Annotated in this window: 19 protein-coding genes; 7 read left to right on the forward strand and 12 right to left on the reverse strand. The window is 70.5% G+C overall.

From position 1 onward, the window contains the following. Positions 1-9 precede the first annotated feature (9 nt). Positions 10-570, reverse strand: a complete 561-nt coding sequence (locus tag ACFHPP_RS13705; RefSeq protein WP_437163808.1) for a CvpA family protein — start codon at positions 568-570, stop codon at positions 10-12. Positions 571-742: 172 nt separating this feature from the next. On the opposite strand from ACFHPP_RS13705, the gene ACFHPP_RS13710 reads away from it, so the two are divergent. Both ACFHPP_RS13710 and ACFHPP_RS13715 read left to right on the forward strand, forming a co-directional pair. Beyond that, positions 743-961 (forward strand): BrnT family toxin, encoded by a 219-nt coding sequence (locus ACFHPP_RS13710; protein WP_437163809.1) that lies wholly within the window; start codon positions 743-745, stop codon positions 959-961. Positions 962-973: 12 nt separating this feature from the next. After that, positions 974-1,312 carry a BrnA antitoxin family protein gene (locus tag ACFHPP_RS13715; RefSeq protein WP_437163810.1) on the forward strand — a complete coding sequence of 113 codons (339 nt, stop codon included), beginning with the start codon at positions 974-976 and terminating at the stop codon, positions 1,310-1,312. On the opposite strand, the gene radA is transcribed toward ACFHPP_RS13715, so the two are convergent. The 11 genes from radA to rpsF form a co-directional block, all read right to left on the reverse strand. Next, complete coding sequence (radA, locus tag ACFHPP_RS13720; RefSeq protein ID WP_437163811.1) at positions 1,278-2,723, reverse strand: DNA repair protein RadA; 1,446 nt, start codon at positions 2,721-2,723, stop codon at positions 1,278-1,280. The genes ACFHPP_RS13715 and radA overlap by 35 nt on opposite strands. A gap of 76 nt (positions 2,724-2,799) precedes the next feature. Beyond that, the gene (locus ACFHPP_RS13725; protein WP_437163812.1) at positions 2,800-3,138 is read right to left on the reverse strand and encodes a four-helix bundle copper-binding protein; all 339 of its coding nucleotides are present in this window, start codon (positions 3,136-3,138) and stop codon (positions 2,800-2,802) included. 53 nt (positions 3,139-3,191) lie between these two features. Then, on the reverse strand, positions 3,192-3,965 hold the full coding sequence (locus tag ACFHPP_RS13730; protein ID WP_437163813.1) for an ABC transporter ATP-binding protein: 774 nt from the start codon (positions 3,963-3,965) through the stop codon (positions 3,192-3,194). Then, a complete protein-coding gene (locus ACFHPP_RS13735) occupies positions 3,962-4,747 on the reverse strand; it encodes an MlaE family ABC transporter permease (RefSeq protein WP_437163814.1) in 786 nt (261 codons plus the stop codon). The genes ACFHPP_RS13730 and ACFHPP_RS13735 overlap by 4 nt, the downstream gene beginning before the upstream one ends. A gap of 4 nt (positions 4,748-4,751) precedes the next feature. Beyond that, a complete protein-coding gene (gene alr / locus ACFHPP_RS13740) occupies positions 4,752-5,822 on the reverse strand; it encodes an alanine racemase (RefSeq protein ID WP_437163815.1) in 1,071 nt (356 codons plus the stop codon). Next, positions 5,812-7,338 (reverse strand): replicative DNA helicase, encoded by a 1,527-nt coding sequence (locus ACFHPP_RS13745; protein ID WP_430670404.1) that lies wholly within the window; start codon positions 7,336-7,338, stop codon positions 5,812-5,814. Before ACFHPP_RS13745 ends, alr begins: the two co-directional genes overlap by 11 nt. 77 nt (positions 7,339-7,415) lie before the next feature. Next, complete coding sequence (locus tag ACFHPP_RS13750) at positions 7,416-8,651, reverse strand: class I SAM-dependent methyltransferase (protein ID WP_437163816.1); 1,236 nt, start codon at positions 8,649-8,651, stop codon at positions 7,416-7,418. Between the two features lie 114 nt (positions 8,652-8,765). Next, the gene (gene rplI, locus ACFHPP_RS13755) at positions 8,766-9,338 is read right to left on the reverse strand and encodes a 50S ribosomal protein L9 (RefSeq protein WP_437163817.1); all 573 of its coding nucleotides are present in this window, start codon (positions 9,336-9,338) and stop codon (positions 8,766-8,768) included. An 11-nt stretch (positions 9,339-9,349) separates the two neighbouring features. Continuing rightward, complete coding sequence (locus ACFHPP_RS13760; RefSeq protein ID WP_437163818.1) at positions 9,350-10,285, reverse strand: hypothetical protein; 936 nt, start codon at positions 10,283-10,285, stop codon at positions 9,350-9,352. 10 nt (positions 10,286-10,295) lie between these two features. Continuing rightward, entirely contained in the window at positions 10,296-10,583 is a 288-nt protein-coding gene (gene rpsR, locus ACFHPP_RS13765) for a 30S ribosomal protein S18 (RefSeq protein ID WP_430670408.1), read from the reverse strand. 6 nt (positions 10,584-10,589) lie between these two features. Then, entirely contained in the window at positions 10,590-11,081 is a 492-nt protein-coding gene (gene rpsF, locus ACFHPP_RS13770; protein ID WP_437163819.1) for a 30S ribosomal protein S6, read from the reverse strand. A 221-nt stretch (positions 11,082-11,302) separates the two neighbouring features. On the opposite strand from rpsF, the gene fabD reads away from it, so the two are divergent. The 5 genes from fabD to fabF all read left to right on the forward strand — a co-directional run bounded on the left by fabD (position 11,303) and on the right by fabF (position 15,690). After that, on the forward strand, positions 11,303-12,262 hold the full coding sequence (gene fabD, locus ACFHPP_RS13775; RefSeq protein WP_437163820.1) for an ACP S-malonyltransferase: 960 nt from the start codon (positions 11,303-11,305) through the stop codon (positions 12,260-12,262). Further along, entirely contained in the window at positions 12,259-13,158 is a 900-nt protein-coding gene (locus ACFHPP_RS13780; RefSeq protein ID WP_437163821.1) for a GNAT family N-acetyltransferase, read from the forward strand. The genes fabD and ACFHPP_RS13780 overlap by 4 nt, the downstream gene beginning before the upstream one ends. Then, positions 13,158-13,895, forward strand: a complete 738-nt coding sequence (fabG, locus tag ACFHPP_RS13785) for a 3-oxoacyl-[acyl-carrier-protein] reductase (RefSeq protein WP_437163822.1) — start codon at positions 13,158-13,160, stop codon at positions 13,893-13,895. The genes ACFHPP_RS13780 and fabG overlap by 1 nt, the downstream gene beginning before the upstream one ends. Before the next feature lie 228 nt (positions 13,896-14,123). After that, a complete protein-coding gene (locus tag ACFHPP_RS13790) occupies positions 14,124-14,363 on the forward strand; it encodes an acyl carrier protein (protein WP_092963667.1) in 240 nt (79 codons plus the stop codon). A gap of 37 nt (positions 14,364-14,400) precedes the next feature. Continuing rightward, a complete protein-coding gene (gene fabF / locus ACFHPP_RS13795; RefSeq protein ID WP_437163823.1) occupies positions 14,401-15,690 on the forward strand; it encodes a beta-ketoacyl-ACP synthase II in 1,290 nt (429 codons plus the stop codon). Positions 15,691-15,699: the final 9 nt, after the last annotated feature.

Consider the following 15,699-nt stretch of genomic DNA (forward strand, 5'->3'; position numbering starts at 1 on the left):
GCGCGTCCTTCAGAGCCGGCTCCGCGCGGGGGGGCGCAGCAGCTGGTCCATGCTGGGGTCCTGGCGGCCCGTGCCTTCCGGCAGGCGCGGGCGGAATTCCTCGGGCAGATGCGCCACCACCCAGGCCGCCCCGTCGGCGGCCAGCGGCAGGGACCGCGCCTGGCGAACCGGGTCCGGCCAGCTTTCGACGGCAGGCCGCACCAGTCCACCGACGATATAGGCGATCACGACCACGAAAGCACCCCGCGCCAGGCCGAAGACCAGGCCGAGCACGCGGTCCACGCCACCCAGGGCCGACCGCTGCACATGGCCGGCGAGCCAGGCGATCAGCAGCTTGAGGATGACCAGCACCACCAGGAACACCACGCCGACCGCGACGCCGGTGGCGAGCCAGGGCGGGTCGACATACTGCGCGACCATCGGCGTGACGGAGGGTTCCGCCACGATGCCGAGCACGATCGCGCCCGCCCAGGCGCCGACGCCCAGGACCTCGCGCACCAGGCCACGGAAATAGGCGAGCCCCGCCGAGAGCAGGAGCACCGCGAGGACGACGCCATCAACCCAGGTCATTGGGGATGCGTATAGCGGGCGGGGGGGCGGGTGTCATGGTGGGATGGCGTTGATGAAAAACAGCACTTGCGCGCAGCTACGATTGTAGCTACATCCAGCTTCTTCGGAAGCGCAGGAGTGCTCCATCACCGCCTCCGGTCCCAGGACCGACCGGCCTGATCCGGAGAGACTCATGGCGACCTACGAATGGGACGAGAACAAGCGCAACACCAACCTGCTGCGACACAAGCTGGACTTCATTGACTGCGACCTGATCTTTGAAGGCGACCATTGCGTTGTGGAGGCTGCACCCGGCAGCGACCAAGCGCGCTTCATCGCCATCGGCAGCATCCATGGACGATACTGCGCCGTCATCTACACACCGCGTGGTGACGCCATCCGGATCATCTGAGGAGGGCTCGCGATGAGGAAAGACGAAAACATCAAGAGCTATTCGGCTGACGAGCTTCGCGCGATGCGCGCCCGCGGCGAAAGCCGCAGCGACTGGGCGCGGGTGGATGCGATGTCCGAGGCGGAGCTGGAGCGGGCCATCGCCGTGGACCCGGATTGGAAGGACATCCCCGCGGATTGGCACGAGCACGCCCTCCCGGTGGTGCCCAATCCCAAGAAGCTGCTGTCGCTGCGCATCGATGCCGACATCGTCGAGTACTTCCGCAGCCACGGCCCAGGTTACCAGACCTGGATGAACGCTGTGCTGCGGGCCTATGTCACCGCGCGTCAGAAGGCGCCGCCGGAGACTTAGCCGCGGCGTCGCCCCCCGGCCGCCGCTTCGCCGTCTGCGCCGCGAAGATCGCGACCAGGTCGGCCAGGTGTCCGGTCTCGGTCAGCTTCAGCCCGGGGATGGGCGCCGGCGCCGCGCTGCCGCGCGCGACGCGGCGGGGCAGCGTGGCCGCGGTGAAGCCCAGCTTCTGGGCCTCCCGCAGCCGCACCTCCGCCTGGCTCACCTGCCGCACCTCGCCCGAAAGGCCCACCTCGCCGAAATACACCGCGCCGGGGTCGGTCGGCCGGTCCGTCGCCGCCGAGACCAGCGCCGCCGCCACGGCGAGGTCCGCCGCCGGTTCGGCGATGCGCAGCCCGCCGGCGACGTTGAGGTAGACGTCGTTCATGCCGACGCCGAGGCCGCAGCGCGTCTCCAGCACCGCCAGCAGCATCGCCAGCCGCCCGGAATCCCAGCCCACCACCTGCCGCCGCGGGCTGCCGCCCGAACTGGGCGAGAGCAGGCACTGCACCTCGACCAGAACCGGCCGCGTGCCCTCGATCCCGGCGAAGACCGCGCTGCCGGAGACATTGCCGCGGCGTTCGGCCAGGAACAGGGCGGAGGGGTTGGCCACCTCCATCAGCCCGCGCTCCGTCATCTCGAAGACACCGATCTCGTCGGTGGCGCCGTAGCGGTTCTTCACCGCCCGCAGGATGCGGAACTGGTGGCCGCGGTCGCCTTCGAAATACAGCGTCGCATCCACCATGTGCTCCAGCACCCGCGGCCCGGCCAGCGTGCCTTCCTTGGTGACATGGCCGACCAGCACGATGGCGAAGCCCCGCGCCTTGGCGAGGCGGATCAGCTCCGCCGCGCAGGCGCGCACCTGGCCCACCGTGCCCGGCGCGCTGTCCAGCGCATCCAGCCAGACGGTCTGGATCGAATCGATGATGACCAGGGCGATGTCCGGCTCACCCTCCAGGCTGGCCACGATGTCGCGCAGGCTGGTGGCGGCGGCGAGACCCATCGGGCTGTCGGTCAGGCCGAGCCGGGCGGCGCGCAGCCGCACCTGTTCCACCGCCTCCTCGCCGGAGATGTACAGGCTGCGGCGCCCGGCGCTGGCGATGCGGGCCGCGGCCTGCAGCAGGATGGTGGATTTGCCGATGCCGGGATCGCCACCGACCAGCACGGCGGAGGCCGGCACCATGCCACCGCCGAGCACGCGGTCCAGCTCCGCGATCCCGGTGAGGATGCGGGCCGGCGGCGCGGTGCGGCCCTTGAGCCCGACGAATTCCACCCGCCGCCCGCCGGCCGCCTTGCCGGCCGGGCCGGGGCCGCGCTGTTCGGTGACTTCCTCGGCCAGGGTGTTCCACTCGCCACAGGCATCGCAGCGCCCCTGCCACTTGGTGTGGGGGGCGCCGCAGGCCTGGCAGACGTAGCGGGTTGCGGGCTTGGCCAAGCGGATCTCCACCTGCACGAAACGTGAACAGGCTATAGCGCGGATCCACCCGGGACAGAAGCGGTTCCCCGCCCGTTCAGTGCCCGCGCGGCCGCGCCATCTTGCCGCATTCCTCGGCGCAGCGGCGGCAGGCCTCCGCACAGGCGCGCATGGCCGCATCGGCATCCGGGTGCCCGGCGCAGCTCTTCTCGCATTCGCGGCAGATCTCGGCGCATTCGGCGCAGAGATGCGGGTGGTGGGCCGAGCCGCGGATCATGAAGTCCGCGCTGACGGCGCAGATCTGCGCGCAGTCCATCATGATGCGGATGTGGCCGGGCTCGGCATGGTGGCCACCGAGGCCGATGCAATGCGCCACGGTCGCCAGGCAGGTCCGGTGGCAGTCGAGGCAGGCGGCGATGCAGGAATCGAGATTCATGGCGGGATCCTCCCGCCCCTCTCCACGCCCGGGCGGGGCGCGGGTTCCCTCGCCTACCTGCGCAATTCCATCTGGATAGGCCCCTCGCGCTCCCCGCGGGCGAACTGGTCCACCATGGCGTTGCCGGTCTCCCCCAGCGTGGCTGCCTGGCCGCGCCAGATGATCTGGCCCTTGTGGATCATCGCCGCGTCGTCGCCGATGCGCCGCGCGCTGGCCATGTCGTGCGTGATGCTCACCGCCGTGGCGCCGAGGCGCTTCACCACGTCCACGATCAGCCCATCGATCACCGCGCCCATGATCGGGTCGAGGCCGGTGGTCGGCTCGTCGAAGAAGATGATGTCCGGCTCCGCCGCGATGGCGCGCGCCAGGCCGACGCGCTTCTGCATGCCGCCCGAAAGCTCGCTCGGCGACAGGTCGCCGACGCTGGCGGCAAGCCCCACCTGCGCCAGGATCTCCGCCGCCTTGTCGCGGGCCTTGGCGCGGGTGATGCGGCCCTGCGCCAGCAGCTTGAAGCAGACATTCTCCCAGACCGGCAGGCTGTCGAACAGCGCGCCGTTCTGGAACAGCATGCCGATCCTGTCGTTGACGGCCTCCCGCTCCCGCCTCGACAGGCTGGCGACGTTCCTGCCGTCGATCTCGATGGTGCCGGAGTCGGGCGTGATCAAGCCGAGGATGCATTTCAGCGTCACGGACTTGCCGGACCCCGAGCCGCCCAGGATCACCATGGAATGCCCGGCCCGGATATCCAGGTCGACGCCGTCCAGCACCTGCTTCGCGCCGAAGGCCTTGCGCAGGCCGGTCAGGCGGATCTTCGGAACGGTGCTCATCGGCTGAACAGGATCGCGGTCAGGATGTAGTCCACCGCCAGGATCAGGATGGAGGAGGCGACCACGGCGGAGGTCGTGGCCCGCCCCACGCCCTGCGCGCCGCCGCCCGAGGTGTAGCCGGACCAGCAGCCCATCAGCGTGATGATGAAGCCGAACACCGCCGCCTTGATCAGGCCGGAGACCACGTCCGACACCTGCAGGAAGTCGAAGGTGGCCTTGAGGTAGGCGCCCGAGCCGAAGCCGAGCTGCTGCGTGCCGATCAGCCAGCCGCCCATCACGCCGAGCGTATCCGCCACGATCACCAGCAGCGGCAGCGCCAGCGTGCCCGCCAGCAGCCGCGGCGCCACCAGGTACTTCATCGGGTTGGTGGACAGCGTCGACAGCGCGTCGATCTGGTCGGTCACCCGCATGGTGCCGATCTCGGCCGCGAAGGCGGCGCCGATGCGGCCGGCGACCATCAGCCCGGCCAGCACCGGGCCGAGTTCGCGGGTGATGGACAGCACCACCACATTGGCCACCGCGCCTTCCGCGTTGAAGCGGGAGAAGCCGGTATAGGATTGCAGCGCCAGCACCATGCCGGTGAAGACCGCCGTCAGCGCCACCACAGGCAGGCTGAACCAGGCGATCTCGATGAAGGCCTTGAGGAACAGGCGGCCGTAGAAGGGCGGGCGGAACAGGTGGCTGACCGCTTCCGCCGCGAAAAGCGCGATGGCGCCGGTGCTACGCAGCAGCCCGATGACGGCCCGCCCGAGGGCCGCGACGAAGTCCAGGATGCGATCCAAGGCCTCAGGCGCCGCCGATATGCGCGCGGTGGTAGCGCTGGCCGAGGCTGGTCAGCACCTCGTAGCCGATGGTGCCGCAGCGGGCGGCGATGTCATCCGGCGTGTTCGCCGCGCCGCCGACCAGCAGCAGCCGGTCGCCGGGGCGCAGTTCGGGCAAATCCGTCACGTCGAACGTCGTCAAATCCATGGAGACCCGGCCTATGAGCGGCACGGCGCGACCCTTGGACAGCGCCAGGGACCGGCCGGACAGGCTGCGAAGGTAGCCATCGGCATAGCCCGCCGCAACGGTCGCCACCCGTGACGTGACCTCCGCAGTGTAACTGGCGCCGTAGCCCACCGTGTCGCCGGCCTGGATTTCCCGGATCTGCAGCACCGGCACCTCCAGCGTCACCACCTGGCGCATCGGGTTCGGCGCGCCCGGCGTCGGATTGATGCCATAGAGCGCGCAGCCGGGCCGGGCGAGGTCGGAGCGGAAGGCCGGACCAAGGAACAGGCCGGAGGAATTGGCGAAGCTGGTCGGCACGCCGGGGGCGACCATCCGCGCGGCGGCCGCGAAGCGGGCGGCCTGCAGCGTGTTCAACGGGTGGTCCGGCTCATCGGCGCAGGCCAGGTGGGTCATGACGAAGCGCAGGTCGAGCCCGGCCAGCAGCGAAGGGTCCGCCGCCAGCGCCGCCTGTTCCGCGGCATCCAGTCCGAGCCGGGACATGCCGGTATCCAGGTGCAGCAACGCCGGCCCGTGCCCGGCCCGGGCGGCGACGTCGCCCAGGCTGTTCAGCACCGGCAGCAGGCCCGCATCCTCGTCCGCCCCGGGCGGAAAGCCGTTCAGCACGATGATGTCCGGCCCGGCGCCCAGCGCCTGGCGCAGCGCCATGCCCTCCGCCAGGTGGGCCACGAAGAAATGCTGGCAGCCGCCATCCCGCAGCGCCCGCGCCACCGGCCCGGCGCCGAGCCCGTAGGCATCCGCCTTCACCACCCCGGCGACGGGCGCGCCGTGCCGCGCGCAAAGGTCGCGCCAGTTGGCGACGATCGCGCCGAGATCGATGGTGAGGACGCCCTGCCCGGGCCTAATCCCCATAGCCGCCGTCATGCTGCGTATCGAGGTCGCCGAACCGGGTGAACTCGGCCTCGAAGAACAGGCGGATGGTGCCGGTCGGGCCGTGGCGCTGCTTGGAGACGATGAGTTCCGCCTTGTTGTGGGCGTCCTCCATGTCCTTTTGCCACTTCTCCACGGCTTCCGAGAATTTCTGCGGATTGTCGAAGGTGAGTTCCTTCGGCTGGCGCTGCTGCAGGTAGTATTCGTCGCGGTAGATGAACATCACCACGTCGGCGTCCTGCTCGATCGAACCCGATTCGCGCAGGTCCGAAAGCTGAGGCCGCTTGTCCTCGCGCTGTTCCACCGCGCGGGAAAGCTGCGACAGGGCGATGACCGGGACGGACAACTCCTTCGCGATGGCCTTCAGCCCCTGGGTGATCTGGCTGATCTCCTGCACCCGGTTCTCCGGCTTGCTGCCCGCCGCGGGGCGCATGAGCTGGAGGTAGTCGACGATGATCAGGTTCAGCCCCTTGGTCCGCTGCAACCGCCGGCAGCGCGTGCGCAGCGCGGAGATGGTGATGGCCGGCGTGTCGTCGATGAACAGCGGCAGCGCCTGCAATTCGCGGCTGACCTCCAGGAACTTGTCGAAGTCGCGCTGGCTGATCTCGCCGCGGCGGATGCGGTCGCCGGAGATGCGGCTTTCCTCCGACAGCAGGCGGGTGGCCAGCTGGTCGCAGGACATTTCGAGCGAGAAGATCGCGACGCCGCCGCGCGGGATCGCATTCGGGTCCTTCTCCCGCGCCGCCCGCAAGGTCGCCCGCGCCGCGCCGAACGCCACCTTCACCGCCAGCGCCGTCTTACCCATGCCGGGGCGCCCGGCCATGATCAGGAGGTCGGAGGGATGCAGGCCGCCGAGCTTGGCATCCAGGTCGCGCAGCCCGGTGGACAGGCCCGCAACGCCGCCGGGGTTGGAGAACGCCTTCTCCGCATGCTGCACGGCGGTGGCCAGCGCGCGTTCGAAGGAGACGAAGCCGCCGCCCGATTCGCCGGCCTTCGACAGGTCGAACAGCGCCTGCTCGGCGCTTTCCATCTGCAGCTTGCCGTCGAGTTCCGGCTCCGCCCCGAAGGCGCGGTTCACCATCACCTCGCCAAGGTCCACCAATTGCCGGCGCAGCCAGGCGTCGTGGATGACGCGGCCATACTCGCCGGCATTGATGACGCCGACCATCGCCGTCAGCAGTTGGCCGAGATAGGGCGAGCCGCCGACCTCATCCAGCAGGCCGGAATGTTCGAACTCGGCGCGCAGCGTCACCGCATCGGCAAGCTGCCCGGCCTCGATCCGCCTTTGGATGGCAGAGAAGATACGCCCGTGAATCGCATCGGCGAAATGCTCGGCGGCGAGGAATTCCGAGACCCGTTCATAGGCCTTGTTGTTGGCCAGCAGCGCGCCGAGCAGCGCCTGCTCGGCTTCGAGATTGGCGGGCGGAAGGCGCTGCGACAGGCCGAGAAGGCCGTCGCCGGCACCGAAGGACGCGGTCGCGGGACCGAAAGTGTTCATGCCGCCATCCTAGCCCGGCTTCGCCCGGCGCGCGCCCCTCCGCGCCTGTGGATGGCTGTGGATAACGGGGGTGGAATTCAGGCAGGCGTCCGGGAACGTTCCGTCTCCTGCATGTAGTCGCGGGTCAGCGGCAGGGTCTCGATATCGCGGGTCAGCTGCAATTGCCAGTTGATCAGGCCGCCGTGGCGGAAGGAGGCTTCGCTGGCGGCCAGGTAGAATTCGAACATGCGGCAGAAGCGCTCGTCATACAGGGACTGGATGGCGTCCCGGTTCGCGGCGAAGCGGCGGCGCCATTCGCGCAGGGTCAGGCCGTAGTGCAGGCGCAGGATCTCGATATCCGTGACCCACAACCCGCTGCGCTCCACCGCCGGCAGCACCTCGGACAGCGCCGGGGAATAGCCGCCGGGGAAGATGTACTTCGTGAGCCACGGGTTGGTGCTGCCCGGCCCGTCGCTGCGGCCGATGGCATGCACCAGGGCGACGCCATCCGGGCGCAGCGCCTGGTGGATCATCCGGAAGAAGCGGCGATAGTGGGTGATGCCGACATGCTCGAACATGCCGATCGACACGATGCGGTCCACCGGCCGGGTCCACTCGCGAAAATCCATCAACTCGAAGCGGCAGGTGTCGGACAGGCCGGCCTCGGCCGCACGCCGCCGGCATTCCGCCAGTTGTTCCCGCGACAGGGTGATACCGGTGACATCGGCGCCGAAATCGCGGGCCAGGTTCAGCGCCATCCCACCCCAGCCGCAGCCGATGTCCAGCACCTCCAGCGGCGGCGCGCCCGGCGGGCGGTCGAGTCGCAGCTTGGCGGCGATGTGGCGCTTCTTGGCGGCCTGGGCCTCCTCCAGCGTCTCCGCCCCGGTGCGGAAATAGGCGCAGGAGTAGTTGCGGTCCCGGTCCAGGAACAGGGCGTAGAGGCGGCCGTTGAGGTCGTAGTGATGCGCGACGTTGCGCCGGGCGCGACCCGCCGGGTTCAACTGGTCGACCCGCCGGCGCGACCAGCGGCCGAGATCCCGCGCGGCCTCCACAGGGTGCGTCACCCGGCGGTGCATGTTCCGCATCAGCAAGTCGAGCAACTCGATCAGGTGGCCATCCGCCGGCTCGATCTCGCCGGACATGTAGGATTCGCCGAAGGAGAGGCCGGGACTGGCGACAAGGCGCCAGGCGGCGCGGCGCGTGCCGATGCGGAAGCCGGCTTCAGGGCCGGTGCCGTCGCCGTAGCGGCGGATGCGGCCATCCGGATACTCGACGGCCAGTCGGCCGTGGCGGATGGCGCGGGCCAGCATGGCATCGAGGACGGCCTGAAGCATGGCACCCCCTCTCGGGGCCACGCATGGCATCCAGCCGGGCCCCGGCGGAGCCGATATTGGCACTCCGCCGGGTGAAATCCAGCGGGCGGGCCGAGCGGCCCACCCGCCAGCGGATCAGTCGCGGTCGGCGGCGGCGCCGAGTTCGGCAAGCTCGGCGGCCAGCTCGGCCTCCAGGCTCTCCTCCTCGGCCTGGTCGGCGGCGCGCAGATCCTCGCCGCGGGCCTGCTTCTCGGCTTCCTCGACGGAGCGGGCGATGTTGACGCCCACCTCGATCACCACTTCCGGGTGCAGCGCGACGCGCACCTGGGACAGGCCGAGCTGCTTGATCGGCTGCTCCAGCAGGATCTGGCTGCGCTCCAGCGTCAGGCCGGACTCCTTGCAGGCGTCGGCGATGTCGCGGCCGGAGACGGAGCCGTACAGGCCGCCGCTCTCGCCGGCGGAGCGGATCAGGGTGACGGTCAGGCCGTGCACGCGCTCCGCCACGCGCTCGGCCTCGCCGCGGCGCTTCAGGTTCTGCGCCTCGAGCTGGGCGCGCTCACGCTCGAACCGCGCGAGGTTGTCCTTGTTCGCCCGGATGGCCTTGCCGCCGGGGAGCAGGAAGTTGCGCGCATAGCCGGGCCGGACCTTCACCAGCTCGCCCATCTGGCCGAGCTTCTCGACCCGCTGCATCAGGATGACTTCGATCATGGCTGCACCGTTCAGCTTCGGGGAGGCGCAGCGCGCCGGGCCCGGTTTCCATTGAGAATATCGTAGAAGCCGTAGCCGGCGACGCCGAGCGCCACAGGCACGGAAATCAGCAGCAGCGCCATGTAGGCGCCGCCCAGCACGAATTGACGGCCCCGGAGGGCCTGGGTGGCGCGGTGGAGGCCGGCCAGCCCATGCAGGAAGACCGGCACCAGCAGCACCAGCACCAGCGACAGGGTCACGGCATCGCCGCCTTCCTCCGCCGCCAGCCAGAAGCCGCAGGCGATCGCCGGCAGCAGCGGATACCAGCCGGGCAGCCGCGCCTCGCGCCAGGCCGGCGCGGCCGGGATCACCCCGGTGCGCACCAGCACGGACGCGGCGGCGGCGGCGTTCACCAGCAGGGCCATGACGACCCAGAAGCCGATGGCAGCCGCCTTCACCCGCACCAGTTCCTCGACCAGCCCGTCGGAGACCGGCAGGCCCATGCGGGCGAGACCAACCTCCGCCGCCTCCCGCATCGCGCCTTCCAGCCCGCCATCGGCATCCGCCAGCAGCACCGCCGCCAGCAGCACGCCGGCGGCCGGGATCAGGCCGAGCAGGGCGAAGGACAGGCCGAGCGAGTGGTCACGCCCCGCCGCCAGCACCAGCAGCGCCACCGGCACGCCGAACAGCGCCAGGTACAGGCCGAGGCCCAGCCCGCTGCCGGCCAACAGCAGCGCCAGCCCGGCGACGCCGAGCGCCACCAGCAGCGCGAAGCCGCCGAAGCCGATGCCCGCCAGGAACAACGGCAGGCTGACCAGCCACAGCGCGAAGGCCCCGCCCGGCAGGCCCCGGAAGGCCCACAGCGCCAGGGTCGCGGAGACCAGGCCGGCCGCGATGGCCGCGAGCAGGCGCGGGTCGGACGCGATGCGTCCCCCCTGCCCCGTCCCGCGGTCCATCTCGTCGGCCATCACGCGAAGCCTAGTCGTTGATGACGTAGGGCAGCAGCGCCAGGAAGCGGGCGCGCTTGATGGCGTTGGCCAACTCGCGCTGCTTCTTGGCGGAGACCGCCGTGATGCGGCTCGGCACGATCTTGCCGCGCTCGCTCAGGAAGCGGGACAGCAGGCGCACGTCCTTGTAGTCGATCTTCGGCGCGTTCGGGCCGGAGAAGGGGCAGGACTTGCGGCGGCGGTAGAACGGCCGGCGGGCGCCGACGGCCGGGCGCCGCATCGCCGGGTTGAGGGAGATCTCTTCGTTGCTGTCGGACATGGCTGCTTATTCCTCGCCCATCTGGCCGCCCATCGGGCCGCCGTCCAGTTCGTCGCGCGGACGCGCACGGTATTCCTCGCGGTCGTCGCGCTCACGCCCGCCGGTGCGGCCGGAGCCGAAGCGGCCGGCCGGGCGCGGGCCGCGGAAGCCGCGATCCCGCTCGCGGTCGTCGGACCGGCGCGCCAGGATGGCGGACGGCGCATCGTCGATCGCCTCGATCCGCAGCGTCAGGCTGCGCAGCACGTCCTCGTTCAGGCCGAGCTGGCGCTCGACCTCGAGCAGCGCGGACGGCGTGGCGTCCAGGCCGAGCAGCATGTAGTGGGCCTTGCGGTTCTTCTTGATGCGGTAGGCCAGGCCACGGAGGCCCCAGTATTCCCGCTTCTTGATCTCGCCGCCGTTGAGTTCGGTGAGGGTTGCCTGCACCTGGTCGGCGAGCGCCTCGACCTGGGCCTGCGTGATATCGTTGCGTGCAATCAGCACGCATTCATACAAGGGCATCCGATTCCCTCCGGCTGTCTCAGCCCCGCGGCCCCGGGCACCATGCCTGGGACGCGCACGAATGGGCATAGCCGGGACCGATGCCTCGGGTCCCGGCAGGGGAGCGCGGCGTAAAGCATGGCGGGGGCGGCGAGTCCAGGATTGGATTTATCCGGGTTGACGGCCCCCCCGCGCCGGCCCTAGGCCGCGCGGACGGCTAGGACAGGGTCAAGTACACAAAAATGGCGCTCGCCTTCACCTTTCCCGGCCAGGGCAGCCAGGCCCCCGGCATGGGCCGCGACCTCGCCGCCGCCTTCCCGGCCGCCCGCGAAGTGTTCCAGGAGGTCGACGAGACCCTGAAGCAGAAGCTGTCCAGGCTGATGTTCGAGGGTCCGCCAGAGGACCTGACCCTGACCGCCAACGCCCAGCCGGCGCTGATGGCGATGTCCATCGCGGTGCTGCGGGTGCTGGAGACGGAGGGCGGCTTCGACCTGAAGTCCCGCGTCGCGCTGGTCGCCGGCCATTCGCTCGGCGAGTATTCGGCGCTGGCCGCCGCCGGCAGCCTCTCCCTCGCCACCGCCGCCCGGCTGCTGCGGCTGCGCGGCGATGCCATGCAGCAGGCGGTGCCGGCCGGCGAGGGCGCCATGGCGGCGCTGCTCGGCGCCGACCTCGAACAGGCCCGCGCGATCTGCGCCGAGGCGGCGCTCGATCCGCTCACCGAGATCCGGGACGTGGTGGAGATCGCCAACGACAATGGCGGCGGCCAGATCGTGATCTCGGGCCACGCCGCCGCGGTGGACCGCGCCATCGAGGGTGCCAAGGCGGCCGGCGTGAAGCGCGCCATGAAGCTGCCGGTCTCCGCCCCCTTCCACTGCGCGCTGATGGCGCCCGCCGCCGATGCCATGGCCGAGGCGCTGGCCGGGGCCGACCTGCGCGCGCCGCTGGTGCCGCTGGTCGCCAACGTCTCCGCCGCCAAGGCGACCGACCCCACCCTGATCCGCGACCTGCTGGTGCGCCAGGTGACCGGCACGGTGCGCTGGCGCGAATGCATCCAGGCGATGGGCGCCATGGGCTGCGACCAGTTCGTCGAGATCGGCACCGGCCGGGTGTTGACCGGCCTGATGAAGCGCCTGGCGCCGGAGGCGAAGGCCAGTGCCATCGGCGGCCCGGCGGAGATCGAAGCCTTCCTGAAGTTCCTGTGACGGTCTGGTACGACCTGACCTCGCAACCCAGCGAGGCCGAGGAAGCCGCGGCGCGGGAGGCGCTGCGCGCCTTCAACACCGAATCCGGCTTCCCGCATGACGGCCGCAAGCTTGCGGTGCTGCTGCGGGACGAATCCGCACAGGTGATCGGCGGCCTGGTCGGCCGCACCGCGTGGTCCTGGCTGTATGTGGAGAACCTGGCCATCCCGCCGGCGCTCCGCGGCGCCGGCTGGGGCCGCCGCCTGCTGGCGGCGGCGGAGGCCGAGGCGCTGCGGCGCGGCTGCATCGGCGTGCGGCTGGACACCTACAGCTTCCAGGCGCGCGGCTTCTACGAGCGGCAGGGTTTTCGCCTGGTTGGCCAGCTTGACGACTGCCCGCCGGGCCAGACCCGGTTCAGCATGGCCAAGCGCCTGGATGCCGCGCCCTCCGCGGCCGAGCCCTGGCCCGATGCCGCCGCGCCGCGCGTCACCATCACCGCATCCGCGGCGGAGGCCGATCCGGCGATCCCGGTGCTGCTGGCCGGCCTCTCCGCCCATGCCAGGCCACATGCCGGCCCGGCCAATGCGGAAAGCCTGACCATGGTGGTCCGCCGCCCCCGTGAGGCAGCGCCGCTCGGCGGGCTGCATGCGCGCATCTTCTATGGCTGGATGTACGTCAACCTGTTGCACCTGCCCGAAGACCTGCGCGGCCAGGGCCTCGGGCAGGCGCTGATGCGACGGGCTGAGGCGGCGGCGCGGGCGCGTGGCTGCACCGCCATCTGGCTGGACACCTTCAGCTTCCAGGCCCGGCCGTTCTACGAATCGCTCGGCTTCCGGCTGTTCGCGACGCTGGAGGACTATCCGCCCGGCCACAGCCGGCACTACCTGATGAAGCGCCTGACGGACGGAGACGCCTGATGTTCGACTTGACCGGCAAGGTGGCCCTCGTCACCGGCGCCACCGGCGGCATCGGCGCCGCCATCGCCACCGCGCTGCACGCCCAGGGTGCGAAGGTTGCGATCACCGGGCGGCGGGAGGCGGAGCTGGCCTCGCTGGCCGCGATCCTGGGGGACCGGGTGCATGTGGCGCCCGCCGACCTCGCCGACCCGGCCGCGCCGGCGGCGCTGGTGGAGGCAGTGGAAGCCGCGCTCGGGCCGCTCGACATCCTGGTGAACAATGCCGGGATGACGCGGGACATGCTGGCGCTGCGCATGGGCGATGCCGACTGGAACGCGGTGATCGAGGTGGACCTGACGGCCCCCTTCCGCCTGGCCCGCGCCGCGCTGCGGGGGATGATGAAGCGGCGGTCGGGGCGGATCGTCTCCATCGCCAGCATCGTCGGCGTCACCGGCAATGCCGGCCAAGCGAACTACGCCGCCGCCAAGGCCGGGCTGATCGGGATGAGCAAGTCGCTCGCCCAGGAAGTGGCGACCCGTGGCGTCACGGTGAACGTGGTGGCGCCGGGCTTCGTGAAGACGGCGATGACGGATGCACTGCCGGAGGCCGCCCGTACCGCCCTGCTGACGAAGATCCCGACCCAGCGGATGGGGGCGCCGGAGGATGTGGCGGCCGCCGTCGCCTACCTGGCCAGCGCCGAGGCGGGCTGGGTGACCGGCCAGACCATCCATGTGAATGGCGGCATGGCGATGATCTGAGGCCCCAGGAGGCAACCCGGGGGGAAACCCAGGGGAATGATTTGTCACCCCGTTGCGCCGAAAAAGCAGGCAAGCCATCCGCCGGCCCGCTTGCGTCGCAGGGGCGCCTAGGCCAAGTGACGCTTCCATGTTAAGCCGCGCCGCCCCCGGAACCCATGGACGATCCATGGACTGGACCCCGGCGGCGAGATGCGCGGCACGGCACCGACCAGCAGGAGACATTGCGGGATGAGCGACACCGCCGACAAGGTGAAGAAGATCGTTGTGGAACACCTCGGCGTCGAGGAGTCGAAGGTGACCACCGAGGCGTCGTTCATCGACGATCTGGGCGCGGACAGCCTCGACACCGTCGAGCTGGTCATGGCCTTCGAGGAGGCCTTCGGGGTCGAGATCCCGGACGACGCCGCCGAGAAGATCACGACCGTCAAGGACGCGATCGACTACATCGAGAAGCAGAAGTCCGCCTGACTTCAAGGGCTGGCGTAGGCAGGTAGGGGAAGCAGCGGTGTTCGGTCATCTCGTTGCGCCGCGGCGCGTTGTCGTCACGGGCATGGGTATCGCCTGCCCCCTCGGCCTCGGGGTCGAGAATGTCTGGAAGCGCATGCTGGCCGGCGAAAGCGGGCTGGCGGCTATCCAGAACTTCGACGTCAGCGCCCTGACGGCCAAGATCGCCGGCCAGATTCCGGTCGGCACGAAGGCCGAGGGCAGGCTCGACATCAACGAGTGGATCCCGACCAAGGACCAGAAGAAGATGGACCGCTTCATCCAGCTCGCGCTGGTGGCGGCCACCGAGGCGGTCGAGGACAGTGGCTGGATGCCCGGCGAGGATGCCGAGGATGACCGCTGCCGTACCGGCGTGATGATCGGCTCCGGCATCGGCGGCCTGCCGACGATCTACGAAGCCTCGACGCTGATCGCCCAGGGCAAGACGCGGCGCATCTCGCCCTTCTTCATCCCCTCCGCGCTGATCAACCTGGCCTCCGGCCACGTCTCCATCAAATACGGCTTCAAGGGTCCGAACCACGCGGTGGTCACGGCCTGCGCCACCGGCGTGCATGCGCTGGGCGACGCGGCGCGGCTGATCGCGCTGAACGACGCCGACGTGATGGTGGCCGGCGGCGCCGAGGCCGCGGTGGCGGAAATCGGCATGGCCGGCTTCTGCGCCTCCCGCGCCCTGTCCACCGGCTTCAACGACCAGCCGACCAAGGGCAGCCGCCCCTGGGACCGCGACCGCGACGGCTTCGTCATGGGCGAGGGGGCCGGCGTGGTGGTGCTCGAGGAGCTGGAGCACGCCAAGGCGCGCGGCGCCAAGATCTATGCCGAGGTGATCGGCTACGGCATGTCCGGTGACGCCTACCACATCACCTCCCCCACCGAGGATGGCGACGGCGCCTATCGCGCCATGCGGGCGGCGCTGAAAAGCGCCAGCATCGCGCCGACCGACATCCAGTACGTCAACGCGCACGGCACCTCGACCCCGATGGGCGACGACCTGGAACTGCAGGCGGTGGAGCGGCTGTGGGCGGAGGATGCCAGGGGCCTCGCCATGTCCTCGACCAAGTCGGCCATCGGCCACCTGCTCGGCGCGGCCGGGGCGGTGGAGGGCATCTTCTCCATCCTGGCGATCCGGGACGGCGTGGCGCCGCCGACGCTGAACCTGGACAATCCCTCCCGCGAGAGTGTCATCGACCGGGTGGCGCATGAGGCGCAGCCGCGGCAGATCGACACGGTGCTGTCCAACAGCTTCGGCTTCGGCGGCACCAATGCCAGCATCATCTTCCGGAAGGCGGCCTGAGGGCGCTGC

The sequence above is a fragment of the Falsiroseomonas sp. E2-1-a20 genome (genome assembly GCF_051433195.1).
Classification (GTDB): domain Bacteria; phylum Pseudomonadota; class Alphaproteobacteria; order Acetobacterales; family Acetobacteraceae; genus Falsiroseomonas.